Source organism: Serratia sp. MYb239 (assembly GCF_002966855.1).
Classification (GTDB): Bacteria; Pseudomonadota; Gammaproteobacteria; order Enterobacterales; family Enterobacteriaceae; genus Serratia_B; species Serratia_B rhizosphaerae.
Window position 1 is genome coordinate 1,398,747 of the sequence record NZ_CP023268.1, and the last position, 26,398, is coordinate 1,425,144.

Annotated in this window: 20 protein-coding genes; 12 read left to right on the plus strand and 8 right to left on the minus strand. The window is 49.4% G+C overall.

Going from position 1 to position 26,398, the window contains the following annotated elements:
* Window positions 1-476 precede the first annotated feature (476 nt).
* From CLM71_RS06760 to CLM71_RS06775, 4 genes are all read right to left on the minus strand, one after another.
* Window positions 477-1,499: a methionine synthase gene (locus CLM71_RS06760; RefSeq protein ID WP_105233241.1), complete on the minus strand. Its 1,023-nt coding sequence runs from the start codon at window positions 1,497-1,499 to the stop codon at window positions 477-479.
* A gap of 29 nt (window positions 1,500-1,528) precedes the next feature.
* A complete protein-coding gene (locus tag CLM71_RS06765; RefSeq protein WP_105230316.1) occupies window positions 1,529-2,506 on the minus strand; it encodes a DUF1852 domain-containing protein in 978 nt (325 codons plus the stop codon).
* A 305-nt stretch (window positions 2,507-2,811) separates the two neighbouring features.
* The gene (locus tag CLM71_RS06770) at window positions 2,812-3,168 is read right to left on the minus strand and encodes a cyclophilin-like fold protein (RefSeq protein WP_105233242.1); all 357 of its coding nucleotides are present in this window, start codon (window positions 3,166-3,168) and stop codon (window positions 2,812-2,814) included.
* Window positions 3,169-3,268: 100 nt separating this feature from the next.
* Window positions 3,269-4,066, minus strand: a complete 798-nt coding sequence (locus tag CLM71_RS06775; RefSeq protein WP_105230317.1) for a carboxymuconolactone decarboxylase family protein — start codon at window positions 4,064-4,066, stop codon at window positions 3,269-3,271.
* 672 nt (window positions 4,067-4,738) lie between these two features.
* Between CLM71_RS06775 and CLM71_RS06780 the strand changes: the two genes are divergently transcribed.
* From CLM71_RS06780 to CLM71_RS06795, 4 genes are all read left to right on the plus strand, one after another.
* Entirely contained in the window at window positions 4,739-5,770 is a 1,032-nt protein-coding gene (locus CLM71_RS06780) for a LacI family DNA-binding transcriptional regulator (RefSeq protein ID WP_105230318.1), read from the plus strand.
* A 180-nt stretch (window positions 5,771-5,950) separates the two neighbouring features.
* Window positions 5,951-6,688, plus strand: a complete 738-nt coding sequence (locus CLM71_RS06785) for a gluconate 2-dehydrogenase subunit 3 family protein (RefSeq protein ID WP_105230319.1) — start codon at window positions 5,951-5,953, stop codon at window positions 6,686-6,688.
* A 16-nt stretch (window positions 6,689-6,704) separates the two neighbouring features.
* The gene (locus CLM71_RS06790; RefSeq protein ID WP_105230320.1) at window positions 6,705-8,477 is read left to right on the plus strand and encodes a GMC family oxidoreductase; all 1,773 of its coding nucleotides are present in this window, start codon (window positions 6,705-6,707) and stop codon (window positions 8,475-8,477) included.
* A gap of 10 nt (window positions 8,478-8,487) precedes the next feature.
* Complete coding sequence (locus CLM71_RS06795) at window positions 8,488-9,804, plus strand: cytochrome c (RefSeq protein WP_105230321.1); 1,317 nt, start codon at window positions 8,488-8,490, stop codon at window positions 9,802-9,804.
* A 136-nt stretch (window positions 9,805-9,940) separates the two neighbouring features.
* On the opposite strand, the gene CLM71_RS06800 is transcribed toward CLM71_RS06795, so the two are convergent.
* A complete protein-coding gene (locus CLM71_RS06800; protein ID WP_105230322.1) occupies window positions 9,941-10,351 on the minus strand; it encodes a tautomerase family protein in 411 nt (136 codons plus the stop codon).
* 331 nt (window positions 10,352-10,682) lie between these two features.
* Here CLM71_RS06800 and CLM71_RS06805 point away from each other — a divergent pair, with 331 nt between their 5' ends.
* The 5 genes from CLM71_RS06805 (at window position 10,683) to CLM71_RS06825 (ending at window position 20,145) form a co-directional block, all read left to right on the plus strand.
* Window positions 10,683-11,573 carry an oxidoreductase gene (locus CLM71_RS06805; protein WP_105230323.1) on the plus strand — a complete coding sequence of 297 codons (891 nt, stop codon included), beginning with the start codon at window positions 10,683-10,685 and terminating at the stop codon, window positions 11,571-11,573.
* Between the two features lie 257 nt (window positions 11,574-11,830).
* The gene (locus CLM71_RS06810; RefSeq protein ID WP_105230324.1) at window positions 11,831-15,388 is read left to right on the plus strand and encodes a hypothetical protein; all 3,558 of its coding nucleotides are present in this window, start codon (window positions 11,831-11,833) and stop codon (window positions 15,386-15,388) included.
* 613 nt (window positions 15,389-16,001) lie between these two features.
* Entirely contained in the window at window positions 16,002-17,012 is a 1,011-nt protein-coding gene (locus CLM71_RS06815) for a LacI family DNA-binding transcriptional regulator (protein WP_105230325.1), read from the plus strand.
* 108 nt (window positions 17,013-17,120) lie between these two features.
* On the plus strand, window positions 17,121-18,542 hold the full coding sequence (locus tag CLM71_RS06820; RefSeq protein ID WP_105230326.1) for a glycoside-pentoside-hexuronide (GPH):cation symporter: 1,422 nt from the start codon (window positions 17,121-17,123) through the stop codon (window positions 18,540-18,542).
* Between the two features lie 241 nt (window positions 18,543-18,783).
* Window positions 18,784-20,145 carry a NosD domain-containing protein gene (locus CLM71_RS06825; RefSeq protein WP_105230327.1) on the plus strand — a complete coding sequence of 454 codons (1,362 nt, stop codon included), beginning with the start codon at window positions 18,784-18,786 and terminating at the stop codon, window positions 20,143-20,145.
* Window positions 20,146-20,291: 146 nt separating this feature from the next.
* On the opposite strand, the gene CLM71_RS06830 is transcribed toward CLM71_RS06825, so the two are convergent.
* Complete coding sequence (locus CLM71_RS06830) at window positions 20,292-20,771, minus strand: GNAT family N-acetyltransferase (protein ID WP_105230328.1); 480 nt, start codon at window positions 20,769-20,771, stop codon at window positions 20,292-20,294.
* An 87-nt stretch (window positions 20,772-20,858) separates the two neighbouring features.
* On the opposite strand from CLM71_RS06830, the gene CLM71_RS06835 reads away from it, so the two are divergent.
* Together CLM71_RS06835 and trpS are read left to right on the plus strand one after the other, a co-directional pair.
* A complete protein-coding gene (locus CLM71_RS06835) occupies window positions 20,859-21,791 on the plus strand; it encodes a LysR family transcriptional regulator (RefSeq protein ID WP_105230329.1) in 933 nt (310 codons plus the stop codon).
* A 302-nt stretch (window positions 21,792-22,093) separates the two neighbouring features.
* Window positions 22,094-23,098: a tryptophan--tRNA ligase gene (gene trpS, locus CLM71_RS06840; RefSeq protein ID WP_105230330.1), complete on the plus strand. Its 1,005-nt coding sequence runs from the start codon at window positions 22,094-22,096 to the stop codon at window positions 23,096-23,098.
* 106 nt (window positions 23,099-23,204) lie between these two features.
* On the opposite strand, the gene CLM71_RS06845 is transcribed toward trpS, so the two are convergent.
* Window positions 23,205-24,161, minus strand: a complete 957-nt coding sequence (locus CLM71_RS06845; protein ID WP_105230331.1) for a nitronate monooxygenase family protein — start codon at window positions 24,159-24,161, stop codon at window positions 23,205-23,207.
* A gap of 102 nt (window positions 24,162-24,263) precedes the next feature.
* Here CLM71_RS06845 and CLM71_RS06850 point away from each other — a divergent pair, with 102 nt between their 5' ends.
* The gene (locus CLM71_RS06850; RefSeq protein WP_105230332.1) at window positions 24,264-25,133 is read left to right on the plus strand and encodes a LysR family transcriptional regulator; all 870 of its coding nucleotides are present in this window, start codon (window positions 24,264-24,266) and stop codon (window positions 25,131-25,133) included.
* A 164-nt stretch (window positions 25,134-25,297) separates the two neighbouring features.
* On the opposite strand, the gene CLM71_RS06855 is transcribed toward CLM71_RS06850, so the two are convergent.
* Window positions 25,298-26,098, minus strand: a complete 801-nt coding sequence (locus CLM71_RS06855; protein ID WP_234008625.1) for a histidine phosphatase family protein — start codon at window positions 26,096-26,098, stop codon at window positions 25,298-25,300.
* Window positions 26,099-26,398: the final 300 nt, after the last annotated feature.

The window sequence follows — 26,398 nt, forward strand, 5'->3', positions numbered from 1 at the left end:
TATTTCTGCTTATCCCGCTTTTGTTTACTCCAATCCGCATGTCAAAGGCCTTCAATAAGGGAAGGAAAATCACACAAATGTTAAGATTGTTTTAACTATAGTAAAGCCTGGCCAGTATGGCTAGTTTTGACCTGACTGACGCCATACGCTGGCGGCTGGCATGGTGTATAGGCCATCGCCGTACTGCACTGTGGCAGGGGCGTGGCGATCGGCGATACGCTGCATAACGAGCGGCGTCGGATGCTCTATGCATCAGGTTACGAACCGGGGGATTGGCGGGGGATGGACGTTAAATGGTCAAGTGCTTCTTATGATTGTCGTTGCAATTGTTATCAGTACTTCTCTGTTGTTCCCTGGGGGTCAGGATGATAAGGATGTGCCGGCAGCCGGTACCCTAAACGACATGGCGGGCAGAAAAAATCAGGCGATCGCTGCCGATCGCCTGATATGGGGTGCGCCTGGCAACGCGCGCTGGCTTACAGCTCGCGGCGGATGATTTCCGCGCCGGCGCTTAACGCGCGCAGCTTGCCGCTGGCGACCTGACGGGCCAGCGGCGCCATGCCGCAGTTGGTTGACGGATAGAGCTTGTCGGCATCGACGAACTGCAGCGCTTTACGCAAGGTATCGGCCACTTCCTCGGGCGTTTCGATAACGTTGGTCGCCACGTCAATGGCGCCGACCATCACTTTTTTGCCGCGAATCAGTTCCAGCAGATCCATCGGAACGTGCGAGTTGTGGCACTCCAGCGAGATGATGTCGATATTGGATTTTTGCAGCTTGGGAAACGCTTCTTCATACTGTCGCCACTCGGAACCCAGCGTCTTCTTCCAATCGGTATTGGCTTTGATGCCGTATCCGTAGCAGATATGCACCGCCGTTTCACATTTCAGGCCTTCAATGGCCCTTTCCAGCGCGGCGATGCCCCAGTCGTTCACCTCATCAAAGAAAACGTTAAACGCAGGCTCGTCAAACTGGATGATATCGACGCCGGCGGCTTCTAACTCCTTGGCTTCCTGATTGAGGATTTTGGCAAATTCCCAGGCCAGCTTTTCACGGCTTTTATAGTGGTTATCATACAGCGTATCGATCATCGTCATCGGGCCGGGCAGGGCCCATTTAATCGGCTGTTTGGTAAGCTGGCGTAAGAATTTGGCGTCTTCAACAAACACGGGTTTCTGGCGTTCCACGGCGCTAACCACGGTCGGCACGCTCGCATCATAACGATTACGGATTTTAACCACCTGACGCTGTTCAAAATCAACGCCGCTCAGGTGTTCAATAAACGTGGTGACAAAGTGCTGACGCGTTTGCTCACCGTCACTGACAATATCAATCCCTGCCCGCAGCTGATCGTCCAGAGACAGGCGCAGCGCATCCTGTTTACCCGTGATTAACTCTTCATTTTGCAACTTCCAGGGAGACCACAGCGTCTCAGGCTGCGCCAGCCAGGAAGGTTTAGGCAGGCTGCCGGCGGTGGAGGTCGGGAGCAATGTTTTCATAATCAGATAGCCTTCTATTTTTTGGTTAATCAAAGCGCGTAGTTAGCAGACCATTGCTCAAGAATATTCTGGTATGGTTTGATAAAGTGCTCTTCGGTAAATTTTCCCTGCTCGATAGCCAGCCGGCTGCGTTCTTCCCGGTCATAAACAATTTTCGTCAGCGAATGGTCCTGATTATTCAGGCTGGGCTGGTAGCACAGACCGGCGGCAGAGTTCGCATTGTAAATCTCCGGGCGGTAAATCTTTTGGAACGTCTCCATCGTGCTGATGGTGCCGATTAACTCCAGGTCAGAGTAATCACGCAGTAAGTCGCCGGAGAAATAAAATGCCAACGGCGCAACGCTGTTTGGCGGCATGAAATAGCGCACCTGCAGGCCCATTTTTTTGAAATATTGGTCGGTCAGCGAAGAGCGATCCTGCCGGTACTCGATGCCCAATACCGGGTGCTGGTTGCCCGTCCGGTGATAGGTGTCTTTGTTTGAGATGCTTAAACAGATCACCGGTTGTTTTTTAAAGCTTTCCTGATATTCGCGTGAGTTAACGAAGTATTTGAAGATGTTGCCGTGCAATACGCCAAAATTCTCCGGAATGTTGAAGTCTGCTTTGTTTTTGTTGTGATCCAACAGCAACACGCTGAAGTCATAATCACGCACGTAGGAAGAGAAATTATTGCCGACGATACCTTCAATACGTTCGTCGGTTTTCTTGTCGACGATATGGGTTTGCAATATTTCAATCACGGGGAAAGCCGCACCGCTCCCCTCTATGCGCATCTCAACGGAAATAATGTCCAGCTCGACAGCATAACGATCGCTTTTCGGGTTATCCCAATAGGCCAGGTTATTGAAGCGATTGTTCATCATCGTGAGCGTATTGCGCAGGTTTTCCTGGCGGTTTTGCCCTCTGGCCAGGTTGGCAAAGTTGGTGGTGATACGCGTGCTTTCGGCAGGGTTATAGTTTTCATCAAACTGGCTGCGCTTAATCGTAAATGTAAAATCTTGAGTCATCGTGATCTTGCATCCTGGGTTCTGACGTGAAAACTGGATGGATTCTCGGAGGTTCCGGGGAATGCCGGTTTCTCGTTTATCCGTCTTCATGTTGTCAATTCGTTAATATTGCATAATTTATGCCAGAGCCATGGGAGGAGTGAAAGCGACTTAATTTCATAACAACATGAGCCATCTTCATGTTCTGGGGGAGGCGGGGAGCGGCTGGCTGCGCAACGCGATGAAAGGGCGCGGCCTGATGCTTGACTGCGCCCCGTTGACGTATGCAGGGGGATGCCGGCCGGCTGCATGATGTCGTACTGTCGTTACTGTTTTTCAACCCGGGTTATGCGGACTTCTGCCGAGCCTGATTGCTGTAATGCTGCCAGCCCTTCGTCGATGCGCCCGAGTTTTATCAAACCTGGTGAATGACGAAAGTCCTGGCGAAATATCGCTAAATTTCCCCAGGGGATGTAGTACGCAATATCACCGGTAGCCGGTGTGATTGCCGGCAGCGTATTTGCCTTATTGAGCTTGTCCGGCAGCCATGCGACTTTTTCAACTGCGCCATAGTCTTCCATCTTGACCGTGAGCGGCAGCATCGCCAAAAACTCCCGGGACGCCGGGTTATCCTCAAGCGAGCCAATCACCGTCTTGCCGTGATAATTAAATTGAATCTTCACCGTCTTCTCCCCGGCGTTCACATTTGCTACAAAAACCAACATCAGGAGAAAAAGGGTACATATAGCCGTCCTCATCGCTTCTCCTTAAATTACCGATTGCTTAGTTCGATACGCGGGCGCGCAGCACGTCACCCACAACCGGCGCGGCAGAAAACGCATTCGGCCATCCGGCATAGAAGGCGGCCTGAGTGATGATTTCACCGGCTTCTTCAGCCGTCAGGCCATTGTCCATTGCCCGGTTAAGGTGATAACCAATTTGCGCGCTCTGGCCCGATGCGATTAATGCACTGACCGTCACCAGGCTTCGGTCCCGGGGTTTGAGTGCAGGGCGCTGCCACAGCTCCAGAAAGAGCGGATCGGCGGTAAATTTGACCAGCCCGGGGGAGACGGGGCCGACATTTTTTTCCACGGTTGCTGAACGCTGCTGTTCAGCCTCCTGATTGAGCGGCAAAAGCGCAGGAGAGGCTTCGGGCAGCGTCGCCGCGCTGACCCCGCGCGCCTGGAAGATCTCTTTTGTCACCGCAATTGCCGACATCGCATTCGGCCAGCCGGAATAGAAAGCAAGATGGGTGATAATTTCCGAGACTTCCGCCGCCGTCACGCCGCTGTCGAGCGCGACCCCGACATAGTGCCTGAGCTCGGCGGGCTGGTTTCTGGCAATCAGCATGGCGACGGTGACGATGCTGCGATCGCGTGGCGAAAGCTCGGTACGCAGCCAGAGGTCATCAGCCATAACTTCATTGCCGAAGTGGGCCAAGGCCGGGGAAACGGCGTGTATATCGGCGACGGAAAGGCTTGATGGGGTAATCTTCAACATGGTTTCACCTCTTTTTTCATCGGCATGCGCAAAATCTGCGAGAACCAGCGATATCGCTGCAGCCGCTATCACTTTTTTCATCGCAACATCTCCTTGGCGTTCAATTGATAGACGTCTGGCGCGGGTATCCCGGCAATTGGCTGCCAGCCCAATACGTTATTGGCAGTAAGGTTAGGGCAGCGGCCGCGGCGGAACCAGTAGCCGTTATCGAATGGAGTTGTGAATTTTTTTCATCAATGGCCGTAAGCCGTTAAAGAGCGAGGGAGAAACTCTTTAACTCGCTCGATCAACAGGTGCAGGCCCGTCGGTAACGGGGGCTGGCTGGAGTCATAGATACGGAATCCCGGCCCGAAGGCAGCCTGGTCGGCAAGTGCCCGTTGCAACCACTTGCTTGCGTTAATCAATAGAAAGTGGGTCACGGGCTACCAACGCCGGACAACCCCTCATCAACGCTTGGATTACAATTGTTAACAATTGCACCGCTAAGTATTAACATTAACGAGTAATTAATTAACTAATTGATTTAAAAATATTTTTACGAGAGGTGCGGCAGGCGGCGTGTTTACACCTCTTGCTACCGTTGGCAATGCACCGTTGCCAACGGTAGCAACGAAAAATATAATCCTCACATCAACACCAATAAGGGCGGTGTTGATTGACAAAGAGTTCTCAGCGTCCGCCAGGGATTTGGCGTGTAAGCCTGATTAATTTATGCTGTGCCGTATGATGCGTCCGTAATCAATGTGAATCAGCATGAAAGAAAAAAAAGGCAATCCAGACAGAAAGTTTCAGCAATCGACAGCAGATGACGTTGCAAAGTTGGCAGGCGTTTCAAAATGGACAGTGTTGCGCGCTTTTAAAGATAACGCATCGATTTCAGCTGAATCGCGAGAGGCCGTTCTTGCCGCTGCCTCGCAGCTAGGGTTCCGGCCCAATTTACTGGCACGCAGTTTGAAACAGCGACGCACAAAGATCATTGGGGTAGTGGCTGATGAGTTCAGCAATCCTCATACGCTGCGGATGCTCAAAGAGGTCACGCAGCGCCTGAACGAGCGTGGTTATATGACTCTGCTCTTAAACATAGAGTCGCCAGAAAATTATCAGTCTGTATTGCAAATGGCAGGGCAGCTTCATGTTGATGGTCTGATCTATCTTGCCACCATCGTGAGTGATGAATTGCTGGTGGTCGCTGAATCGTTGCACCATATTCGCGCAATTCACGTCTTTAGAAATACGGACAGTGCGGAAGTCGAAGTTGTCAACATTGATGGTTTTAAAGCGGGTCAGACATTAGGACAGGTCTTGCTCAAAGAAGGCTATCAACGCTTTGGTTATATGAAGGGGCCCGATACGTCATCCAATCATTTGCTGAGACTGGAAGGCTACGAGGCATCACTAGCGTTAGAAGGTAAAAAAGTAGACGTTGTTTTAGTCGCTGGACGTTACGATAGAGACTTCGCCTATCGCTGCATGATGAACTATCTCAAAGAATCAACGGAGCATGACCGCCTTGATGCATTGTTTTGCGAGAACGATGTGCTTGCATTTGGCGCGATACAGGCAATAAGAGACTTTGATGCAGACCTTCAGATTGGCGTTGTAGGGTTTGATGATATCGATGAAGCCCATTCCAGCACGTGGGAGCTGACCAGTTGGAATCAGCGGGCAGACCTTCAGGTTGCCGAAGCAATTAATCGCCTGATCGATCAGCAGTCAGATCCCGATGGTGAATGGCAATTTGGTGAGCTGCGTTTACGGCGTTCACATATTAAAAAGCAGAAATAATAAATCAACGATGCGCCATGTAAAACATGGCGCATAAACGAGGAGCGCCGGCTGCAAAAATAATATTTATAAAGTTCACTTCTAAAAAATAATTACTACTGTCTATCAGATACGCTCTTCTGAGTTTTTATCAGTGAGTTTATTTATGTGGTCAGTGATTCTTCTCGTCTGGAGCATGGTATGAAGCGTAGAAGTTTTATTAAGGCAGGGTTAATTCTGGCTGGAACAGGAACGGCCGCCTCCATATTTACCCCCGCAGGTGCCGCGGAAAGAAAAAATGTTCTGAATGGCGGTAAAATTTGGCGTGCGAAAGAGACCCCATTGCCGACCCCCGCAGATCCTACGCAGCGTTTATTTTTTAATGCGCGTGAGTATGCATTGGTTACCGCTATCTTTGACCGACTAATCCCCGCGGATGAGTTAAGCGTAAGCGCATCTCAGGCAGGGTGTGTTGTCTTTATCGACAATCAGCTTGCGGGAGATTATGGCAAAGCCAAATGGAAATATAATCAGGGCCCATTTGAAAACGGTACCGAGTCTCAGGGCAACCAAAGCCCTTATTCTCCGGCGGAAATCTACCGTAAAGGTCTTCAGGAACTGGATACACACTGTACGCGCTTATTTAATAAATCTTTCACCGAACTCTCTCATGATATGCAGGATGCTTATTTAGAGAAGATGGAGTCCGGTGAGTTTACATACCCGACATTCAATTCGGAAGTATTATTCGGACAGTTCCTGGCCAATGTTCAGGAAGGGTTCCTTGCCGATCCTATTTATGGCGGCAATCGCAATATGGTCGGGTGGAGAATGATTGGGTTCCCGGGGGCACGTTACGACTATCGTGATTATGCGCCTTTAAAAGGACAGAAGCTAAATATCGAACCTATCAGCATCATTCAACTCCTGAAAGCGTAAATAGACAAGGCAGATTATGAATTACACCAGACCTAAGGCCGATGCGGTCATTATTGGCCTCGGATGGGCCGGCTCGCTTATGGCTGAAGAGCTGACCCGGGCAGGATTAAATGTTGTCGCAATTGAACGCGGCCCGTGGGAGCAGACGCAAACCAATTTCTCTCCTGCTATTGCAGCTGATGAACTGCGCTACGGAGTACGACGTGAAATATTGAAGCCCCCTCGCGTTGAAACATTAACCTTCCGTAATGACAGCAGCCAGAAAGCACTGCCGGCGCGTGACTGGAATGCCTTCCAGATGGGGTATAGCGTTGGGGGAGCGGGTAAGCACTGGGCCGCCAATGCCTGGCGTTTTAACCCTTCTGACTTTGAAATGGCTACTCGCCTGCGCGATCGCTACCATAATATGAAACTTGCCGATGGTCTCATCGTTCAGGACTGGGGCGTGAGCTACGCCGAGCTGGAGCCATTCTATGACCGTGTCGAAAAAATCGCGGGCATCTCGGGTAAAGCCGGCGTCATTAATGGGGTCACGCAGAGCGGCGGTAACCCATTTGAAGGCAGCCGCAGCAGTGAATATCCCACACCCCCTCTGATCCGCTCTCACTGGAACGACAAGTTTCATCAGATCACTGAAAAGATGGGTTTCCATCCATTCCCTATCCCGGCCGGAACCATTGGCGCACCTTACACTAACCCGTTGGGTGTGAATCTTGCCCCATGTACGTATTGCGGCTACTGCGGTTTCTACGGATGTGGTAACTGGTCTAAGTCTTCACCTAATGTGTGTGTTATTCCTGCGCTTATGGACCGGACCAACTTCACACTGCTGACTGAATGTACCGCGCTTTATATCGATAAAGCGGAAGATGGCAAAACAGTCACCGGGGTGACCTTCCGTGATTCTGACGGTAATACCGGCTTCCAGCCTGCCGATATTGTCTGCCTGTCGGCATATCAGTTAGACAACGTCCGTTTGTTGTTATTGTCCAAAATTGGTAAAGCCTACGACCCTGTAACAGGGGAGGGGACGCTAGGCCGCGCTTACAACTATCAGACCATGTCGATGGGTTACCTGTATTATGAAAATGAACATATGAACCCGTTCATTTCCACCGGGGCCTTGTCAACGCAGATTGATGACTTCAACGGCGATAATTTTGATCACTCCGGCTTAGGTTTCCTTGGCGGGGCGGGGATTCAGGCGCTGTCAGATCAGGGAACACCTTTGAGCATGACGGATCGCCTGCCGCCAGGCAGTAAAATGTGGGGCTCCGCATGGAAAAAAACGTTCCAGAAGAGCTACCAAAACTATGCCAAAATTCAAGGGCAAGGCACGTCTTACTCGCACCGGGATTCCTATCTGTCGCTTGATCCCAACTATAAAGATGAGAATGGCCAGCCATTACTGCGTCTGACCTTTGACTACAACCAGAACGACAGGCTGATGGCGCGTTTCATTCGCGATCGCATAGAGGATATCTGCAAAGTATCTGGCGCCACATCGTGGGAGACGGAAGCCTTCCCTGATAAGCATAATTCACCTTTCCGTGCCTATGACAGCTCACACACCATTGGTGGTGCAGTCATGGGGCTTGATCCGGCCACGTCCGTACTTAACCGCTACCAGCAGCATTGGGATGCGCACAACCTGTTTGTTCTGGGAGCGTCTTCTTACCCAAATAACGGCGGATATAACCCAACGATTACGCTCAGTGCACTCACGCTATGGACCGCTCACGCCATCGTTAATGACTATCTGAAAAATCCGGGTTCACTGGTGCGATAAGGAGAATATCATGGGTAAGAAAATGCGACGTGTCGCCTATGGGATCGTGTCAGTGGCGGTACTGGGGGCGGTTGGCTATACCGCATGGGTGCAGTACGGGCTGCACAAAAGCTATCCTCAAACGGTACAGATTTCTTCAGGTCCTGCCCTGCAGGAACAAATCAAACGCGGTGAGTATGTATCGAGACTGTCGGATTGTACCGCCTGCCATACGGCTGAAGGGGGGAAACCTTTTGCTGGTGGTTATCGGCTTAATACGCCGTTTGGCGCAATTTTGTCATCGAACATCACTTCTGATCCTGAAACCGGTATTGGTGGCTGGACTCAGGAACAGTTTGACCGTGCAGTTCGTCACGGTATTGGCTCACACGGGTATTTGTATGCCGCAATGCCATACAATGCCTATGCCAAGCTGACGGACCAGGATTTAGCGGACCTGTGGGCGTATATTAAAACCATTCCGCCGGTTAAAAATAAAGTGGTGGAAAACCAGTTACCTTTCCCGTTCAACCAGCGTTGGACACTGGCTGGCTGGAATTTGCTGTTCTTTAAAGATCGTGTGTTTGAGCCCAAGGCAACAGCCAGTGAGCAGTTTAATCGCGGTGCTTATCTTGTTGATGGTCCGGGGCATTGTGCATCATGCCACACAGCCAAAAACCTGTTGGGTGGAGATACTTCTGCCTACTTGCAGGGGGGAGCGTTACAAGGTTGGTATGCGCCGGATCTTACTGCCAATCCTCATTCCGGCCTTGGGAAATGGAGTGAAGAAGATATCGTGTCTTATCTGCGTTCAGGCACTAACAAGATTACGGCGTCATCAGGCCCAATGACCGAAGCGATTGAGAATTCAACGCAGTACATGACAGATGATGATTTGAAAGCCATTGCGCAATATTTAAAAGCGCTGCCCGCATCAGAGGCCCCGGCGCCAACGCCGTTATCCAGCGACAATACAGCCATGATGACGGGTAAAAAAGTGTATGAATCTCAATGCAGCGCGTGCCATGTCTCGAACGGCTCTGGCGTGCGTAATATGATTCCCTCACTGTCTGGTAATCCTCAGGTCAATTCACCTGATCCATCAAGCCTGGTGAATGTGGTGCTCAACGGTACTGACGGGCCATTAACGCATGCTAATCCGACGGCTGCCGGTATGCCTGCATTTTCGCAGAAGCTTTCAGACAGTAATATTGCTGACGTCATGACCTATATTCGCAACAGCTGGGGCAATGCGGCGGCACCGGTTTCTGCCCGGCAAATTGAGAAAGCCCGCTTAGACCTGCAGGCCAAACCTTGGCTGGGTGAGTCGATGCACGGCAAAAAATAGTATTTAACGCCGATCTAATCTGACAGTCACCGGTTCTGCTGGTATCTGTCAGATTACATCCGGCTTAAATCTTTTCAGCCCGGATAGGTTTCCCCTCAATTGCGCGTTACTGCGGGAGAGGCCACGATAAATAGCGTTATTTTTTGTAAAATTCGTCTTTATGCTGGTATCGATACTCTTGCGTGATCCCCGTGTACCCATATGATGCCGCTTTACAGTCGATGATATGAACGTTCGACTGGGGGTGTAAGTTACCGATTGCCTGCTCCATCGCGTTGTAAATTGCTTTTTGGTATGCCGCTTTCTGGTCTTTACTGCAGGTTTCATCCACGACGGTCACTTCAAGCCTGAACGAATTTTTACCCCATTCAGCCAGACTTTTACCATCAATGAACCAGTCCTCATCATCGACATGTCTCACAATGACCATGGTTTCGAAGCTGTTTTTGTTTAAAACATCGCATGTGATCCGAGTCGCTAAACGTACACATTCTTTGGTTAATGTTTGATTCTTTGAGCCAGACAGCGTCAGGGTAATTCCAGGCATAACATGTCCTTAATCAGGTGTTTATATCGGATAAACTATTACAGGAACAATAGGTTATTCATTATCTTATACACTATTGAAATGGAGTAATCGAGTTCGTGAGCGCCATGCGTTAAGGTCCGCGTATCGTCTGGCTGTCCAATGGTGTTACGGTACAGACGTCGGCATCGAACGAATGGTTTTACCGAGGGCAACATTCCTTCCCTGGTCGCCTATTACTTCGTCTGCCCGTGAGGTCTCATATCATCAAGTTTCGTTGCTGGCTGCTGATATACGCTCTCATTGTCGCCGGCACGCTGATGATAGGTTAATCAAATCAGGAGAACGCCATATGTCTGACCATCCCACGCTTGCCCTTCTCGGGCCGGGTGCTATCGGCACCACCATCGCCGCGTTACTGCATAAGGCTGGCCGAACGCCGGTCCTTTGCGGGCGTAGCGCGCATCCGCAGTTAATTTTGCGTCACGATGAGGGGGAAGTCGTGGTGCCCGGGCCGGTATTGAGCGATCCGGCGGTGATCCGCCATCCGTTCGATCTGGTGTTTGTCGCGGTGAAAACCACCCAGGTTGCTGACTGCGCCGGCTGGCTGGCCGCGCTGTGCGACGAACATACCGTCGTCTGCGCGTTGCAAAACGGCGTCGAGCAGGCCAGCCAGTTGACGCCCTACGTCAACGGCGCCCGGGTGCTGCCTTCGGTCGTGTGGTTCCCGGCGCAGCGCGAGCCGGATGCCTCCGTATGGCTGCGTGAAAAACCGCGTCTTACGCTGCCCGATGTGCCGCAGGCGCAACGATTTGCGGATGTGCTCGGCGGCACAGGCTGTGCGGTTGAACTGTCCGCCGATTTTGTCTCCGTCGCATGGCGCAAGCTGTTGCAGAACGCGGTCGCGGGCCTGATGGTGCTGGCTAATCGCCGTGCCGGGATGTTCGCCCGGGAGGATATCACCGAACTGGCGCTGGCCTATCTGCGCGAGTGTCTGGCCGTTGCGCGTGCGCACGGCGCATCACTGAGCGATAACGTTCCGCAGGAGATCGTGGAGCGTTTTCATCGCGCCCCTGCGGATTTGGGCACCTCAATACTGGCTGACCGACAGGCCAACCGCCCGCTGGAGTGGGATATCCGCAACGGCGTGATACAGCGTTATGGCCGCGAGCAGGGGATCCCCACGCCGATCAGCGATGTGCTGGTGCCGTTGCTGGCGGCAGGGAGCGAGGGGCCAGGCTGAAGCGTCGGGGGATTAGACGGCGACCCGTTGAATTATGGCAGAGTGGGTATTGTTCCGCTTGGGGGGCGGCTGTGTGCCAGAAGCGGAAGTAGTTAATAATAGTCTATATGGATCAACGGGGAGCAGGTCAATACAGCAAATCAAAATTTGAAACTCAGATAGACTCGCCTTGTAAATGGAGTATTATCATGTTAATAGACGATATTTATTGCATATGTCAAATGCAAAACAATTAAAACTCAGTCAAGGACAAATAAATGTCTAAGTTTAGCAGTTATGAATATTCACCCTATGAGACACGAAAGATATTACGTACTAGGTTTACATCTAATCTGACTGTAACAAATACACATCCACGAGAAATCAACGAAGAGAATCTGGTAGATGATATTCTGGCAGTGGATTATCTGTCTAAAACGGACATAAAAGATAATGCATATTTAATCACTTCGAAGTCAGACTACGAAAACACTAAACAGCCACAACATATTGATATTTCGTTTGACGAATTGATTAGTCAAGGCTGGGTCAAGTTAGTATGGGGCAAGTTACGGAACATCGGAAATGTCAGAAAAAATATCTATAGCGTTAAGGATGATAAATATTCAGCCATAAAATCACTGCTCCTCAGTCTTGGCAAAAAAACGTATACCATCGTCGCGGATGCAGATGGAGAAAACGAAAAGACTCAAGTATTTGATCATGACAACTTTAGCTGCCTTTCTCCCGCGTGGGTTGCCGCAAGATTATGGGAGATTACGCTTAACCAGTCTCAGAACAATGCTGATGCATTGAAAAAATGGCTTTCACTTTGGAGTTTATTAGATAACCCTCCGGTTGTATCCAGCATTGCTTGGCGTAAACAAGATGCTCAGACACTCATCCAGACTATCCTTGCAGAACTTAAGCAAGAAAAAGGGTTTACACGATGGGATAACTGCATAGAAGTTCTGGAACGTGAATATACAATACTTAAAGAACTCACGTCGCACCCTGTTTATTACCATGTTAAAACACCTCCCTCTACACTGGTCGGAAAAGCTATCTGGTCAGAGTCCAGAGAAGTGGAAGGTTACTTTTGGGAATCGTTTGATACTTATGGAGAAATGCATAATTTAATGCATCTGTTATTACTTCAGATAAACAATGATATCCACTGCAAAGTCCCTCATTATTTAATTGAACCTCTAATAGATATGTCTGCCGAGTACTGTGAAATGCTGTTTTCAATGTTGCTTCAGACGAAAAACATGCCCGCCCTATTGGTTGATATTTTGTTCTACCCGCCGAGCTCAGCTTTAGCTTATTTGCTCATCGCAAAATGGCCAATACACACTGGAGCATGGGATCGCAAACTCGTTGAGACTGATTTGCAGCACGCTCGTGAAGCGTGTATTGATGATGCATTAAGCATTCTGACAAGGCACGTATCACTCGGCAGTACTCCACCCTCAGAGATGGCTGACCTTTACAACTGGTTGATAGGTAACAACAGTGAAAAATATATTGATAACCTGAAAACAGTAGACTTAACCATAATAAATTTTAGAAAAGCATTAAGTCAGTTAGACAGGAATATCATATTTGCTATGATTTCGCATCTTTTGGAACATCATGAAATAGCAGGTATTTATTCTCCGGAATTCGCCACGCTGCTGGATTTATGCTCCACGGGGCAGCTTGAAGAAAAAATAGATGCGGGAAAAATTCTCAAACTTTACTCGGATTCATTGCTGAAAGATACAATCGGAAGATCTGTTCACAGGATAGGGAGCGACGAAGCTAACGCTCTTCATAAAATATTAAAGTCAAGCGAAGACACATATGAAGCTTTTCTGTATCCATTTGATGTCACTGCTCTTATAAAAAAAATAAGCGAAGACGATAATATATACTCTGAAGTAGATAAAATTGCACATTCACTCAGAACTCATATTCGTATTTTATGCAGGGCGCTTTCGAAATCTGATGCTCAGTCTAAAACACAAATAGTTAACTCATTGATAAAATATGTAAAATCTGGAGCTTTATTACATAAAGAAAAAGGACGAATAGATGCATTTTCCCCGCGTTTTGATCGTTATATATCTTCACCCTCATATATAACTATGGCTTTTGATCTTTCGATTGCGTTACACCTGATTAACGCTGAGCAGCAGAATTATCTGGTTAACGCAATATGTGAAACTGATGAACCTAGTATGTTAGCAACATTACTTCCAATTGTTCCTTTCTCCTTGCGGAGTAAGATAACCAAAAGAATCAATGAATTAACACCTGAAGATGCAGGTGAGATTTATTCCCTGACAGATATGCAGTCGAGGATAGATGAACTGCTTACAGCCGGTGCTGTTACTGCCGCAGAAGCTTATATGAAATCTGAACGAAATTTAAAAACACTGGGGAAAGTAAGAGGCAGAGAAATACTTCGTTTGCAGTACGATCTCCGATTGATGTTTTTAAAGAAAGAATGGGAGAAAATAATTAACCACCCGATACCCGCAGACATCACCCCGCATGAAAAAGATGAGGCAAGCGACGTTTTGGCTCACTTTCGCGCGCTCGCATTCCTATCTTGTGATACACCCAATCCGATATTTTCTCGCAATGAATTCGAAAGGTTGTTTAATAAACAGCCCTCGATTGCACGGGTGACAAACTGGCTTGCAGCAGAACTGAAAATATTAATTCAAGGCGACACATTCGAGCTACTTACAGGAGAAGCTTACAGCGCAGGAGTGGCCGCAGTTTCTAAGCTGGAAGCAATGTTATCCAAAGTAACGGAAGATAATAACAATGAGACATTAAAGTGTAACACAGCCCTGCTATACCTAGTACTCGGTGAGACAGAGAAAGCACTTAATATTCTATCTGGCTTTCAATTCATTATGCTGCAGGATACTGCTTCAGCATATAAGGCAGTATCCTATTACAGACTTGGCAGACTCCTAGAAGCAAACGCAGCGCTTGATACGGCAGAACATATTTTTGGTATCACTGGCGTATTGGCGGCTGCCAGAAATTATATAGCCAAGGGCTCTGTAGCGCTTTCTTTGCCTCAAGTCATTCTTACGGAAGATATTATTAAAGTGGTTTCTTCTGCAATTTTGAAATTCAAAGATATGAATCCTGATAATAAAGCGGAGATATTAAAGCAGAAGAAGAACTCCTTTGCTGAGGTTTTAGTTGATCACGTAAGAGCAGCTTCTGGCTCGCTTATAGCATTAGTTCCAACAATGAAGCAAATAACAGTAGATGGTTGTGAGGATGATTTATCCGCTTTATTCAGGTATTTTTTATCCGGCCGGCTTGAGTTTTTAGGCTGGACCGTTACAGAACAATCACGTGGCGGATACAGTGGTAATCTCAACCCCGGAGAACGGGATTTGACTATTAGCTGGGGAAGCACCGAGCTGTCCGTCATTGAAGCTGTTATTTGTAGTAAACCTTTGACCCAAGATACTCAAAAAGCTGATTTGCTTAGCCATTTTCAGAAATTACTGGGATACACGCATAGCAGGGTTATGTTCCATATAACCTACGCTTACATTGAAGATAAAACTGGTATTTTGGAATTTCTGAAAACCAGCGCCAAAGAACATTCTCCTGATGGTTTTAATTTTATGGGTCTCGAAGATATACCCCATACTGATTCTCGCCCACCTGGGTTTATTGCGTCCTACAGGGGAGATTTTGAAATCTTTCAGGTAGTGTTTTTGATACTGAATATGGGACAGCAAAGGCAAAAGCGTGCAGCAAAAACTGCTGCCGCAACAAAAAGAAGAAAAGCGCCAAAAAAAATTGAGGCCAAATAAGAATGTGCAGCTAATGTCACTGTTTTTTGGCATTAGCTCAGATTTACCATACATTAACCATGTGCTGGCTTTTGGGGAAGCCGGACTCGTTTCAGGGCGTGCTGCCCCTCAGCTGGTAGAACGAGCGTATATTCGCATCTCCCATTCCAGGAATCATGCAGCTTTCACATCCATCGCCTACAAAAGGTAAGTAAACGGGTTCAGAGTAATTGGACTTGGAAGGACAGTTTTTAACAGGAATGCTAACTGTACAGCCCCCCGAAATTCGACTCCCTCCTTCCAAGCTGCCCATTCAAACTATTTTTTACACCATTGATGCCTGTAGTAGTTAATGTTGAGCAGGTCACTGTTAGCAATGTCCGTAGATCGCTCATAGCAGACCAAGAGCGATTCGACGGCGGTTTTGTGCCAGAAGCTGAATTCATCATTGGGCTGCGAAGCTGTGGCCGCTCCTCAACACAGCCTGGGTGCCTGGATAAGCGACGGCACCCCAAGCTGAATTGCGCGACTAAGCGCGGATTCATGTAACGCGGCAACATGTGAACTGGCTTACATTTTTGACCTTCATCACAATTTATAGTGACGCCATGGTTAAACGACGCATCTCATTAACATGGCATCGATTAAGGACGTAGCAAAAAAAGCGGGGGTCTCTACTGCTACCGTATCACGAGTGTTGAATCACCACCCCAGTGTGATGCCGGAAACACGTCAAGCAGTACGTGATGCAATGGATTTCCTGTGTTATGTGCCAAGTAAGAGCGCGTTTCAGTTGAGTGGTAAATGTTCCGGGCTGATTGCCGTGGTTGTGCCAAACCTTGTCAATCCTCACTTTTGCGAGTTACTGGCGACGTTTGAAGAGGAAGCAAGGTACATTGGAAAATCGGTGATCGTTAAGACCCACCAGAATCAACCTCTGCAGGATAAGCAGATCATCCACGCTTTAATTGGTATGGGGATCGACAGTTTGCTGTGGGTTCCGACAGAAGCAGAGGCCGAACTTTCGGAGTGGTTAACCGCCACCCATATTCCGGTTGCGGTGGTGACACAGGTTTCACGCTTTTTTAATTCCGTCTCTATTAACCAGAGTAAAGGTGCGGAAAGTATCGCGGAACACTTCATACAAAGCGGGCATACCACATTTGGCTTTGTTGCCCAGGAAGGTGTCGATAATCGCAAGGTTTACGCCTGGAGTAAAAAAATTACCGGGCAGGGGTTAAATCTGGCTAAAGAAAATCAATTCTGGATAGCGAAAGGTGAAGGGGAAAAAACATCTGGCCATATCGGTATACTGGATGAGGTTATCGAAAAGCTGTCTGCCCGGAAAAATGTGTGCACATCTCTTTGGGTCTATAATGACGTTGCCGCCAGTTATATTATCGACGGGTTAAAAGAAAAAGGCGTGGCTGTTCCTCAGGATATTGCTATTGCCAGTTTCGATAATACCTTGCTGGCGCAAACTAAAGGGATAACCAGCGTTGCCCAGCCGATAAAAGAAATCGCACACCTGGCATTTCAGATGGTTAATAACGAGAAAAAACAGGAGAGCATCGAAATGTATGAAATTGTCTCCCGGCTGATTATCCGCGAGAGTAGCGTGACTATTAATATTACGACGCTTTAATATCTGCATGTCTCCATTTAATGTTGTTGGAAATTTATTACCAGCACTGACTCTGGTGATAATAACCAGCGTCTAAATTTTATGACCGGGCACTATTGAGGTGATTTTATGTCTGCGACTGCCATGGAAAAGCAAAGCGCTTACGGAAAGCTGCGTCTGAAAGAAAAGATCGGTTACGGTATGGGTGACGCCGGATCCTGTATGATCTGGAGCGTACTGGCGCTGTATCTGACATGGTTTTATACCGATGTCTATGGGCTGGCTCCCGGCGTCGTAGGAACATTATTTCTGGTGATCCGTATTTTTGACGCCTTCAGCGATCCGATCATGGGGGCGATTTGCGATCGTACACAAAGTCGATGGGGTAAATTCCGTCCCTGGCTGTTGTGGATGGCGGTGCCATTTGGCCTGGGCGCCATACTGATGTTCACCACGCCCGACCTGAGCATGAACGGAAAAATCATCTATGCCTGGCTCACTTATCTGATTATGTCGTTGATTTATACCGCTATCAATATTCCCTATTGCTCGGTAGCGGGCGTGATTACACTGAACCAACAGGAGCGGCTGGGCTGTTTGTCATGGCGTTTCTTTCTGAATGGCCTGGCGACGCTTATTGTCTCTTCCTCCATTTTGCCGTTAACCGACTGGCTGGGTAACGGCAATCGCGCATCCGGCTTTCAGCTGACGATGATGATCATGGGTGGTGCCGCGACGCTGATGTTCCTGTTCTGTTTTTCCAGTATTAAAGAGCGCGTTGTTTCGATTAAGTCCAACGACTCGTTAATGAAAGACCTGAAAGATATCGCTAAAAATGACCAATGGCTGTTGATGATTTCAATTACCTTTCTGAATGTTTTTCCGGCGTTCATTCGTGGCGCTGTCACCATTTATTATGCGACCTACGTGATGCAGGCTTCCGTCGGCTTTATTACCTTTTTTATGGCGCTCGGCGTCGCCTGCAATATGCTGGGCAGTGTCATCGCCAAACCGCTGACCGACCGTTTTGATAAGGTTAAACTGTTCCGAAATATTAATATTATTCTCGGTATTCTTTCCTTCGCGCTGTGGTTTGTCGACCCGAAATCCCTGGTGCCACTGCTCACGCTCTTTGTGATCATTAATATCCTGCATTTAATCCAGTCCGGCCCTATTCTGTGGGCGATGATGTCAGACGTTGACGACTACGGCGATTGGAAGTTCGGCAAGCGCCTGACCGGTATCTCTTTTGCCGGTAATCTGTTTATGCTGAAAATGGGATTGGCGGTAGCCGGGGCGATCGTTGCCTGGATATTGTCATATACCGGTTATATCGCCAATAAGCCGGAGCAAAATGCACAAACTATCCAGGGCATTATTATCATGTTCTCGCTACTGCCGATGGTGAGTTATTTTATCAGCGCATTTATGGTGCGCTACTTCAAGTTGAACAACATTTTTATCGAAAAGATAAAAGTCGATCTCGCCAAACGCGAACTGGAAAAGGGTGCGCTTCAACCGCAGGCGCTTAAAGATGTTCCCGTCCATTAAGGTCAAGCAACGCCGCGTATTGACGTATGGCTAAAAGAAACAAGATCTGAACGTAAGCGGGTTATTCAAAATAAACATGGCCCTGGATCATTATGCGTATTGTCTGGGGCGCATGGCGGGATGAGAGTGCCTGCCATGCGGCGCATCGGGGAACCTTACCTCAATATCACTGGCCTTACGCGAAGAGATCGCATCGCGCACTGCATGTTTTTCGTATTACCGTCACAGGAGGATTTAACACATGTCGAGTAGCAACTATTACGATGTCACCGAGTGGAAGGAAGGGAATCCGTATCAGGATATTGGTGAGGTCATTAATAGCATTATCGCAGATATTAAAGCCAGGCAAACGGATGCCGACATTAATAACGGCGGAAAGCCCGGTGCAGTCATCTATATTCCACCGGGTGATTATCCTCTTCTTACCCAAGTGGTGATAGATATCAGCTATCTGAAAATCATGGGGTCCGGGCATGGTTTCACCTCTTCCAGTATCCGTTTTAATACGCCGGAGAGTGAATGGAAAAACTGGCACGAAGTGTGGCCGGGAGGCAGCCGCATACTCGTTGAGATGCAACCGGCAGCAGGCGGGGAGGCGTCTGCCGGGGCTGCCTTCTATATCGAACGCAGCGGAGACCCGCGGATAAGTTCTGTCGAGTTTGCTGATTTCTGTATTGATGGGTTGCACTTTGTGGACGATGGCTCAGGGAATGACGATCCTGAAAATACTTATCTCAATGGTAAAACAGGTATTTATATTGCCAGTGCGCAGGATTCATTCCGTATCAGCGGCATGGGGCTGGTGTATTTAGAGCATGGTGTCACTATTTATAACGCTGACGCGCTGGCGATACATAATAACTTCATTGCTGAATGTGGCCACTGCATTGAGCTGCGCGGCTCGGGGCAGGCATCGAAAATAACCGACAATCTCATCGGTGCCGGTTACAGGGGATATTCCATTTACGCACAAAATTTTGGCGGTTTGCTTATCACTGCCAATAATATTTTCCCGCGCGGAAAAAGCAGCATTCATTTTTCCGGCGTAGTGCGTTCCTCTGTCAGCAATAATCGGCTCCATTCATTTTATCCGGGCATGCTGGTCTTTGAAGACAACTGCGCAGAAAACCTGGTGTCGGCCAACCATTTCTTCCGTGAGCGCGAACCCTGGGCTCCGATGCAGGCTTACAACAACGGCTTGGATGATTTATACGGACTCCTTTATATCAGTGGCGACAATAATTCGATTATTGCCAATCATATATCGGAGACTATAGATACCCAGTATATTACCCCGTCAGGCGCCACCCCGGTGATAATCCGCGTGGTGTCCGGGCAGGGGAATCATATTTCAGATAATCATATCGTTGCCACCACCGAAACGTCACAAGCCCATGATGCGGCCGCAAGTGCTTGTTTCTCCACGCAGGTAAGCGCGTTGCTGGCGACTGACGGACTGGCAGCGCTTGATGTCATCACCGTGCGGATCGAAAAAGAGTCCCGGCAAAATATTGTCCTGGATTCAGGCAGTGATGCTCAGGTCGTGCTGGACAGGGCGGTGAATGCCTTCAGGGCCACTCCCGTTCCGGGCCAGAGCTGTTAATGGGGGTTGTCCGTACGGATACCGGAGCCTGAAAAGCAGCACAAACTTTCTCAAAAAGGCGGGCGGTGTGCCCGCTCTCAACGGCTTATAAAAATAGCAAAGTCCGAACACGCTTCCCGCTGCGGGACTTTATTGCCGCACCGTTCTTACGATTCGGCAAATTTCAGCAGCGCTTCACCATCAAGGCGATAGCGTACCCATTCGGACTGCGGCAGCGCGCCGATGCTCTGGTAAAAATCAATGGCGGGCTGGTTCCAGTCCAGCACGCTCCATTCAAGGCGGCCGCACTGCCGTTTCACCGCGCATTGCGCGATATGCTTCAGCAGCGCGCTGCCCGCACCTTGGCCGCGATAGTCAGGGGAAATATACAAGTCTTCCATATAAATACCGTTACGTCCGAGCCAGGTGGAATAGCTGGTGAAGAAAACGGCATACCCGACGATTTTACCTTCCATCTCACCGATCAACGCTTCGGTGTTACTGCCTGCGCCAAAAAGGGTTTCCCGGATTTCATCCGGCGTGGTGACCACTTCTTCCGGGGCTTTTTCATACACCGCCAGCTCATAGATCATGGCGTAAATGGCGGCAGCATCTTCCGGGCGGGCCTGACGAATCGTGATACTCATGGGTTTCCTGTTCTCTCTGCGGGGGACATTGATGGCGCTAAGCATAAGGGGTATTGTCAGAAGAATTAAGTGCAATGAAATCACCCAATGATGAATATTATGCATCCGGCGCTGAGGCGTCTTGATTTAAACCTTCTGCCGGTTTTTGACGCGGTTTATCGTCACCGTTCCGTGCGTCTGGCGGCGGATGAACTGGCGATGAGCACATCGGCGCTGAGCCATGCGCTGTCGCGGCTGCGTATCGCCCTCAACGATCCGTTATTTTACCGCGAAGGCCACCGTATGTGCCCCAGCGTATATGCCACGCAGCTCGCGCCTTCTATCGCTTCGGCACTGAAATTCCTCAATCAGGAGCTGACGCCGCCGCCGGAGTTTGCCGCCGCCGCCAGTACGGAGTGTTTACAAATTGCGATTACGGATTTTACCGCGTTGTGTATTTTCCCCGTCCTGATGCAGCAACTGCAGCACGAAGCGCCCGGCCTGCGCTTTGAGCTACTCTATTTGCCGCACAGCCCGGCGCTGACGGAATTGCTGGCGGGCGAAGTGGATCTGGCGCTTGGGTTCAGCACGCCGGATGATATCCGCCATCCGGAACTGGAAGAGATCGGCTGGTTTGAAGATGAGTATGTTGTCATCAGCAACACCCGCCGGACACGGCTGACGCTGGAGGATTATCTCGCCGCCCGGCATCTGGTGGTGACGCCCTGGAATGAGAAACGGGGCGTGCTGGATTTACAGCTTGAGCAGATGGGCTATACGCGGCAGATAGCGATCAAAACGCCATCGATGCTCAGCGCGCCGTTTATCGTTGCGCAAAGCGATTTGCTGATGGCGATTCCCCGGTTTGCCGCAGAGACGCTGATGCCGGCAACGGATATCAGGATTTTTGCATTACCGTTTGCGATACGCCCGTTTGAAGTGAAGATTTATTCCCATAAACGGAGTGGTAAGCGCGGCGCGACGAACTGGCTGAAAGAGAAACTGCAGATGCTGGCGCAAGAGGTTAACGCAGGGCGGTGAATGCGGAAAGTCTGTGGGGCACCGGGCGTGAGTCGTTTGGTCGCGGAAGCGGCGTGTCTGGGCACCACGAACGGCGGCTTTAAAAGATAGAGCATCTCCGGTCACTTTACGCCTATATCCAGTCATGATAAGTTCGGATGATGAATACAAAACACGTTATCAGCGTTTTCAGTCATAACCTGTGGTGGCTGCCTTCTTAAAGGCGGCCTGAATGTGTATTCCCCATTTTCAAATAACCGCCGAAAGGGCGGTTATTTGCTTTGATAAGACCCCTTTTCGGCCTGAGGCTTAAGGAGTCTTATATGAATGACCAAACCATTATTCTTACCGGCGATCGCCCAACCGGCCCGCTGCATCTGGGCCACTTTGTCGGCTCGCTGCGCCAGCGTGTGGCCCTGCAACATGATTATCAACAGTATGTGTTGATCGCCGACCTCCAGGGGCTGACAGATAATGGCAGCAATCCGCAAAAAATTCGGGACAATATTCCTGAAGTGCTGGCCGATTATCTCGCTGCGGGTATCGATCCCTCGCTCACGACCATTTGTCTGCAATCTGCGCTACCCGCCCTTGCCGAACTGACCGCGCTTTATATGAACATCGTTACCGTGGCGCGCGTGGAGCGTAATCCAACGGTAAAAAATGAGATTGCACAGAAAGGTTTTGCCCGTTCATTACCGGTCGGCTTTCTGGTCTATCCCATCAGCCAGGCGGCGGATATTACCGCCTTCAAGGCCAGCAGGGTCCCCGTCGGCGATGATCAATTACCGATGATCGAACAGACCAACGAAATCGTGCATAAGATGAACAGCCTGTTTCCCGAACCGGTATTACGCCACTGCAAGGCCATGTTGAGCGACACCGGCCGCCTGCCGGGGATCGACGGCAACGCCAAAATGTCCAAATCGCTGGGCAATACTTTGCTTCTTTCCGCCAGCGAGGAGACCATCCATCGCGCGGTTAGCGCAATGTACACCGACGAAAAACACCTAAAGGTGACCGATCCGGGGCAGATAACCGGCAACATGGTATTCACCTATCTGGATGCGTTTCACACGGATAAAGCGAAAGTCGCAGAGATGAAAGCGCATTATCAACGGGGCGGACTGGGTGATCGGGCATGCAAAAATGAGCTGGAGACGTGTTTGCAGGAGCTGATTGCCCCTATGCGCGAGCGGCGTGCGACTTATATTCAGGACAAAGGCATGCTGATGGCACTGTTGAAACAGGGCAGCGAACGAGCGCATGAAGTCACGCAGCGCACCTTACAGGAAGTGAAGCGGGGGCTGGGCGTGCCGGTATTCTGAGTGTGAGTCGAGCCGTTTAGCCAGGCGTCTGAATAGTGGTGAGACGGCTCAATGCTGGTGATGTGAGGGAGCGTAAAGGTCCGCTTTTCGCAAAGCGGACGCTGCCTTAAAAGTCTTGCATAAGATCGGAAACGATTTCTGCGGCCGGACGAACCGATTTGATGACGGAAATACCCGTGCCTGTGGAGACGACCCCTTGATCAAAATTGCCGAGCCGCATGGCCTGCCACAAAGAGTGGTATCCGTTCATTACCTTAAACATGGTTTCACGGTCGGTGCCCTGCGCTTCTAATTCTGCCAGCTTCGGGCTCAGAGTGGTGGGCAGGGTGCGGTAATACGCCGGCAGCGTACGGAAAAGCAGCAGATCTTCAGCGCTCGACTCTACAATCAGGCGTTTGACTTTCTCATCTGCGGGGTTTTCCAGGGCCGTCAAAAACAGGCTGCCGGCAAATACTCCTTCCGCTCCCAATGCCATGGCGGCACGCACACCCCGCACATCAGCTATACCGCCGGCGGCAACGACCGGGATTTTTACGCTATCCGCGATCATTGGCACGATACTGAACGTCCCCGTCACGCGGGATGGCACGGTGCCCCCTTCGTCAAAACCGGTTGCAATGATGATGTCGGCCCCTAATTTCTCTGCCTCTTGCGAATTGGCGATAGTGGGCGTCAGGGCACGGTAAAGCATTTTTATGCGGTGACTTTTAAAAAAATCATATATTTCAGCGTCCAGCACTTCATTGATCAGTACTACTTCCACGCCTTCTTCAACGAGCATTTCTGCGGTTGCTCGCCAGAAGCTCATATCAGGTCCGTTAATTAACGTTGCGGCAAAAGGGTTTTCCGTCAGTTCTTTTACTTTTCTGATCTCCTCCCGCATGCGATCCAATGCAACATAACGCGAGCCGGGCAGGCTGTCTTGCCCGGCGTGTGGCCCCAGCGTGCCCAGCCCTCCGGCGTTTGAAACGGCAGCGACGAGTTCAGCATTGGTCAGAAAATACAAGGGGGCCTGTATGAGCGGATAGCGGATATGCAAGCGTTCAGTGATGCGGTTATTCATTGTTCAACCTTGGTAAAAATCAGACAGGTGAAATATTACCCTTTGCAAAATGGAATGGAATCACCAAAAATGAATACATGATTCCCAAATATAGAAAGGAAAGTGGACTTTAACGCAACGAAATTGTTCATCGCGGTGGTGAATGCAGGCAGTTTTTCTGCGGCCAGTGACAGAATGGGTGTGCCGATCTCAACCTTGAGCCGAAAAATCAATGAGCTTGAGCAGGCGTTAAACGTACAGCTCCTGGAACGGTCGAGGCATGGGGTTAAGCCAACCTATAAAGGACAACAGTTCTTTGAACAGGCGCGTCTGGGCGTCGAGCTGCTGGAGGATGCACAAAAATCGGTAACCTCAGCCCACACATTACAGGGCAAATTACGTCTGTCTGTCCCCCCTAACTTCTCACTCTGGTGGGATTTACTGCTCGAATTTCAGCAGCGTTATCCCGATATAAAAGTATTTTGTCATTCAAGCGAAAGAGTCGTCGATTTGTTTGAGGATGGCGTCGATGTGGCGCTCAGGATGGGTAACTTAAATATCGATGATGTGATTGCCAAACCTGTCATGACGGTGGAGTCTTTGTTTGTGGCAAGCCCCAAACTATTAGCGCGTTACGGCACGCCAAAGACGCTGGCTGAAATGGCCCGGCTGCCCGTTGCCGGCTGGGAAAGTCTGAACCATGGTTTTTTTGAATGGGACTCTGGCTCAGAAAAGGTTAAATACGAGCCATTCTTTTCCACCAATAATGCACAGGCATTGATTCATTATGCCTTGAGTGGCATGGGCGTCTCACAGCTACTGGATTTTTCAGCCAGGCCCTGGCTGGAAAGCGGGGAGCTGGTGCAGCTTTTACCCGGGACGGTTAAACAAACCCTGCCGTTACACCTTATCTATGCCCGCCATAAACATCCTTCAGCACTTGTGCGGGCTTATCTGGATTTTTGTGCTGAGTGGGTGGGAAAGCTGAAGTAGCGTTGCAACAACGATGTCCGTTCGCTATGACCGCCGCTCCATTCGTTGCCTGAAGGTGCTGTGCCTTCAGGCAACGAATGGCGTGTGACAGACAAGATCGCCGGCGGATGGCCGAGGCAGCATGCCGGGCCCACGCGCTATGAGCAATCCGGCTCGGTGTGTATTTAATGGGAACGCTTGGCGTCGGCGGCGTCGATAATTTTTTTCCCTGCCTCGACATAACGCATATCCCCGATATCTTTAACCTGATACTTCCCATCGCGGTATTCTATTTTGACGGCGGCCGCATTCCCCATCCCTTTATTTTTCAGCGGATCGTTCGTCATATCTGAAATCATAATACCGATAGACATCCCGGAGGATACCGCCAATACATTTTTATCATGGTGCTGAAGCGCATCTTTGACCATCATGCCCAGCGCCGATTGCATACGGTCTCTGACCTGGCCTGCGGTTTCAGCATCATGCTTCTCATCAGCCTTACTGATAGCATCCGCCAGTTCTGTCAGGGACATTTTCCCTTGCTGACGCAGTTCAGTCATTGCACTATCGCTTTTTAAGCCCAGCGCTTTACCTGCCGCCGTATTCATTTCGTTATTGGGTAAGCCTTCGAAGCCGCCAAAAAATACTTCGCGTAATGCTTTAAGTTCTTTAGGAGCCGCCTGGCTATTTTGGCTTTGCATGATCAACGATAATGTTTCCCGCTGTCTTCCAAGATCGCCGGAATAGTATTTTTTGAAACCGATGTCTTTGCTGCCGGCGCCGAATTGACGGGCCACTTTTTCGCCTGCTTGTGTCAACGGTGTATCTGACCATCCCTGAACGCGGTCATACAGGTTAAATATTGTTTGGCCGTGACGGACGAAATAGATATCCACACTGCCTTTGCCATAATCCTGCAATTTTGCCATGGCCGAACCCGATAGCAACATTAACGTTGCCAGAACAGATGCTGTTTTTTTCATTTTTATATCCAGGATGTTTGCCATAAAAATGTAATATAAAATAATGAATTACAGAGGGCTGCAACTGAGATCACAAAAATGAATGTGTCGCTGTAAATCTATAATTACCCCCCGTTATCACGTGGGGAACTGGTGTGTAATAAATATGACGTGGTGCTCTTTATGGCGATATGTTTCAGCGATGAGCGTGCCATTTAGTTTTAAGGCATTCCTCTAAGATTCAGTTTATTTAAATAATTTTTCCAAGTGATTATTGTGGGTGAGATACAACGGTATACGTTAATTTTACGTAAGGCCGGT